Origin of the sequence: Rhizobium sp. FKY42, from assembly GCF_005222835.1 — a bacterium.
Classification (GTDB): domain Bacteria; phylum Pseudomonadota; class Alphaproteobacteria; order Rhizobiales; family Rhizobiaceae; genus Neorhizobium.
In genome coordinates this window covers 31196-35883 of record NZ_STGA01000075.1, presented here as the reverse complement: position 1 = coordinate 35883, position 4688 = coordinate 31196, and the positions used below count along the sequence as shown (strand labels likewise).

3 protein-coding genes and 1 pseudogene are annotated in these 4688 nt (G+C 51.9%); 1 reads left to right on the top strand and 3 read right to left on the bottom strand.

Going from position 1 to position 4688, the window contains the following annotated elements:
- Positions 1-1198 (bottom strand): annotated as a pseudogene (locus E8M78_RS23175) (hypothetical protein); the annotation flags it as partial.
- 940 nt (positions 1199-2138) lie between these two features.
- On the opposite strand from E8M78_RS23175, the gene E8M78_RS23170 reads away from it, so the two are divergent.
- Positions 2139-2971 (top strand): IS5 family transposase gene (locus E8M78_RS23170; protein WP_246658462.1). Its coding sequence is split into 2 segments (ribosomal slippage): positions 2139-2721 and positions 2721-2971, totalling 834 coding nucleotides; the frame shifts between segments, so codons are not numbered across the junction.
- A gap of 271 nt (positions 2972-3242) precedes the next feature.
- Here E8M78_RS23170 and E8M78_RS23165 read toward each other — a convergent pair.
- A complete protein-coding gene (locus tag E8M78_RS23165) occupies positions 3243-3827 on the bottom strand; it encodes a hypothetical protein (RefSeq protein WP_137137285.1) in 585 nt (194 codons plus the stop codon).
- Between the two features lie 151 nt (positions 3828-3978).
- Entirely contained in the window at positions 3979-4683 is a 705-nt protein-coding gene (locus E8M78_RS23160; protein ID WP_137137284.1) for a thermonuclease family protein, read from the bottom strand.
- Positions 4684-4688: the final 5 nt, after the last annotated feature.

Genomic DNA, 4688 nt, shown 5'->3' with positions numbered 1-4688 from the left:
TAAGGCTATCATTGCCAGCACCGCCATCGAGGGTATCCGCCCCGCCGCCAGCAAACAATGTATCATTACCCGCATAGCCGGAAAGCTCATTATGTGCGGGATCGGGAAGCTCAATCTGATCATGATGTTGTGAGCCCGAAATTTTCTCAAAATTGTAAAACCTCGCGGATCCGTCAATTAAGATCCGGATAGGTTCAATCGCGTCGATGAAGTCGAGAGTGTCGGTATCGGTGCGCCCTCTGTTTGACAAGGCATTGAAGGTAACTGGACCGAGACTTTGCAAAGAAGATAAGTCGTCGATTTTTAGGACATCATTATTCTGTGTCAGGAAGTATGTTTCAAAATTATGATCGGAGTCGACGCCGCCACCTGTTTTTACGACTTCAACATATGCGCCGCTTGGCTCAGTTTTGATCGATGCGGTTACCGATGTACCCAGCTCTCCATAACTCATGATATCAGAATCGGCATTTCCGTTGTTATAGTCGCTTCCTAGGCTGGCCCGAACCAAGTCTTCCCCATCTCCACCATAGATAAAATCACTTCCGGACCCCGCAGTGATCTCATCTGCGCCATGGAGTCCAATCAGTAGAACGGCTGCTGTCCTATCCGAAGTGTCCATCCAATTCTTCGTGTCTTTACCAATATCCGAAATTACTAAATCTACTAATTTATTCTTAGTAAGACTGACCCCGCTTACCGCTCCAATACTATCTAAATCTGAGTCTTTTATTACGGCCTCATAGCTATTGCGCTTGTCGCCGACTCCCAATTCTGAAAGAATTTTCCTCTCTAGGGGCACAACTTCACCCATATAGTCTGCGCCGGGAGTTGTGTAATTCGGCTGTACGTTATCCGAATATCCTTTGATTGCATGGATCATTTCGTGGGTAATGATTGAAAGATTGGACCAATCGAAGACCTTACCCGTATCTGAAATGAACGAATAATCAGCAATCTCCTGGAAGTTGAAGATGACGAATTTGCGACCGTCTGGTAGGATGCCACCTTGATTGGACTGAGTGGGAAACCCGTTAACGAAATTCAACGGCTGAGGCGACAAGACGAGTTCCTCCAGCATCGCTCTTGCCGTAACCGATCCATTGTAAATTGTTTCGATAACCGAGTTGATAGCCGAAACCTCTGAAGGCGACGCTCCGGAGAATGTGATGTTATTCATTACATCTTGTAGGCTCATGCGGGTCCTCTCCATTAATAAGATGGGCAAGTGCCTCCAACACACGGCATGCTGTGTTAGGCTCAGTCATATGTTGACTGTCGTAATCAAAACCGGACGCGAAGGACCTAATATCTTTCAAAACTTCCTTGCAATCTCTGAGCATGAACTCGCCTTTTGAGGCGCGTTGGAGACATTTGGTATATTTGATGTTTTTGCCGTTGATTAAATAGAACAGCTGAGCAAACTCGACTGGCTTCTGACTTATCCGACTCTGTCGCTTGCTGGACGCGGCAGCCTCAAAGGCGAGAAAACCTCCAATGCACAAGGACAGAGCTAGCCTAACGAGTGCTAGTTTAAGAAGGATCGGCTGGTCAACCAACCCACATTCATTTTTAAGTTGCCGACAATGTCCGTTCTTGTCATTCATACTTCTATTTTCTCATCGAGCGATCCCAACACAGGAAGTCTATGTACATTTTGGGGTAAGACGACAATCAATGCAACCCTTAGAAAGTCCAGGTCACGTTTATAAGATTACTACTTCAAAGGTATGCATTGATTACCCGTTGTATTTTGGGCAATTTATCTGAATGTGTCGCAATCTATTGGCATCGCAGTAGACAAAATTCCATGGATGATCTGCAATAAATCAGGCTCTCGAAATTAAGCGGGCACTAAATAGTTTCGACCGCAAGTTCTCAATAGTTGGTAGCAACCCACTCGCCGGATGCAGACTTGGCAAATCCAATGACACGATCAAGAGGCGCTGCGCTCGCATTCCTCTTGATGGAGGCCACGCATGATACGCCTGGGCCGCTGGCACTCTTGTTACAGTCCCCCAAGGTTAGAGTAACATCTTCCTCACCACGGCCGGTTCTTAGAGGCTGCCTCAAAAAGAGGTGGGTGATTTCAACAGGTTATGATTCCTTCGGATTTGCGAGATTCGATGGAGTTCGGAATGGCCTGGAGCGAAATCACCCGTCGGCACTATGCCCGGCGGACGGCGCGCTATGCAAGCGACATGACAGATCGGGAATGGGCACTGATTGAGCCTTTTCTGCCCATGCCGCGCCGCCTGGGGCGTCCGCGTAGCACGGATTTGCGTGAGGTTGTCAACGCCCTGCTTTACATCGTCACGTCGGGTTGCCAGTGGCGCATGCTGCCGAAGGATTTTCCGCCCTGCTCGACAGTCCAGCGCTATTTCTATCAATGGCGGGCATTAGGGCTGTGGTCACGCATCAACCATCATCTGGTAATGGAGGCCCGCGAACTGGAGGGCAGAGAGGCCTCACCGACGGCCGGTGTCATCGACAGCCAGAGCGTCAAAACCACGGAAAGCGGTGGTATCCGGGGCTATGACGCGGGAAAGAAAACCAAAGGCCGCAAGCGTCATATCATCGTTGATACACTTGGTCTGATGGTCGGCCTCATGGTGCATAGCGCCGATGTCCAGGATCGTGACGTTGCTCCCGATATCCTGAAATCCATTCGCTACAGGTGGCCATGGTTGCTGCACGTCTTCGCCGATGGTAGTTACGCGTCAACAAGTTGAAGCGGCGGCTGAAGAAGATCGGGCGCTGGACGGTCGAGATCATCAAGCGCTCGGACAAGGCGAAAGGCTTTGAGGTCCTGCCACGGCGCTGGGTCGTCGAACGCACCTTCGCCTGGCTCGGTCGATGCCGCCGATTGGCCAAGGACGTCGAAAAGTCTATCGCCTCATCAGAGGCCTGGATCATGATCGCCCACATTCGCCTGATCACCCGACGGCTGGCAAGGTATGGATATCGTTGAAGGCTTTTCGAGTCCGACTCTTAGAGGATTGCGTGCATAAGCTTTCCGGTAAGCAGCAAGCGCTTCGTCGCTGGATGGAATGTCGAGAGCAGGGGCTTGAGGCTTGGGGATCAGTGCCGGATTAGCGGCAACGAACGCTGCAATCTCCGTGTCATTTGGAGGCCGAACGATCGGCTCGGAAGCTGGCATGATCAAATAGGTACCACCTGAACCGGATAGAACACCGACGGCGGTTGCTGCAACAATGAGAATTCTGTTGTTCATGCTTGCCTCAGTAATCCAGATTGAACCAGGCGCGTTGGCTCACGCCTTGCTCGTTGGGAATGTCGAAAAAGTACGGCTCCGAACGGCGAGGGCGAGGCTGAGTAATTTGCACCATGCATCCATTGTCCGGATTCCATTGGTTGTCATTATTTTGATTCAAGGGTGTGATCGTCACCCCCCTTTGCTTGTTTTCACGAGCGTCACCGAATTGAGTTCGGAACGCCGCGCGATTACTGCATTGGTTTTCGGTCTTGGTACATTGATCCAGGTTTTCCGAACCAAAGCCTGGACGATCACTGTCCGTCCGGGAGGAAACCGCAGTCATGCCAGCGGGGCATTCCTCATAGGGTTCAAAGCCGGGTTCACCTGCTTTTGCCTCGTGGCAAACAGGCCAAGAGAAGCCTGGCTTGGCAATCGCGGCAATAAGCTTCTTCATCGGCGGAACGCAGTAGGGAACTCCGTGCCATGATGGGCTTTGCGACGCTGCACAAAGGAGAACCTGGCAACCCCAGGAGGCATCTTCAGCGTGAGCTGGTACCGGCGACATGGCAAGTACCGCGAGGCCGACTGCGGCACAGAATTCCTGTTTCATGTCAGATGTCCTTCTTGATCAATGTTCCTGAGATCGCCAGCTGCTCGGAAGCGGCTGAGATTCAGTGCAAGCCCTGCAAACCATGAATGCTCATAAAAATGGCGACGGGTGGGAAATGTCCCTCGGCCCCCTTCAGGCGAAAGGTCAGTGACTATCGGTCTGTCCTCTTGGGCATGGCCCGCGCATCGGCGAATGGGGGCGAGATTTCGGCCTGACGTTTTGCAAGGAGATTGAAATCTGCGATCGGATGCCGATCTAGCGTCTTGTCGACGGCTTTCCGGCGCCACTCGTTCATATCCAGCACGTAGGTCCCCCACATCCCATACCGGGCGGCCATCGCGTTGGTCTGATAAGCGTAATATTGGGCGTTGATGTAAGGGGAATCGAGACGAGCCCAACCGACGCGCAGCATTTCGGCGGCGAGATCTGTGCGACCGGTCGTGCATTGTGCGACTGGCACACCGTCGTTTGCGTAAGACAGACCGACGCAGGTTGTGGTTCTGTTTCCAACCGTCTTCTTAAGCCAGGCTTTAGCTAAGGGACCACAAGGGACCGGCGTCAGAGCCTTTTGTTTGTCGCGGTCTATCCATTTGGCGTTCAGTGCCCATTGCGGTAATTCACACGCATCAATCCCAGCCAATCTCACCTTGTGGCCATTGCCAAGAGTGCCGAACCATAGCGTTCGGCCGTCGAGAACGGTTACCGGGCCTTTGAACGTCGGCAACCGAACAGCAGCAGTGACAGGAGGCGCAGCCTGACCGCGAAATGCATTCCAGTCATGATAGACGGGATCTGCGGCAAAAGCCGGAAGAGCAAAAGCACTCACGCCAATCATGATAATGAAGCGTGTTTTCATGGTTT

What these genes read in the sequence shown, in the direction of transcription:
- E8M78_RS23160 (WP_137137284.1), bottom strand. Translation starts at nt 4,683, where the DNA reads ATGAAAACACGCTTCATTATCATGATTGGCGTGAGTGCTTTTGCTCTT.
- E8M78_RS23165 (WP_137137285.1), bottom strand. Translation starts at nt 3,827, where the DNA reads ATGAAACAGGAATTCTGTGCCGCAGTCGGCCTCGCGGTACTTGCCATG.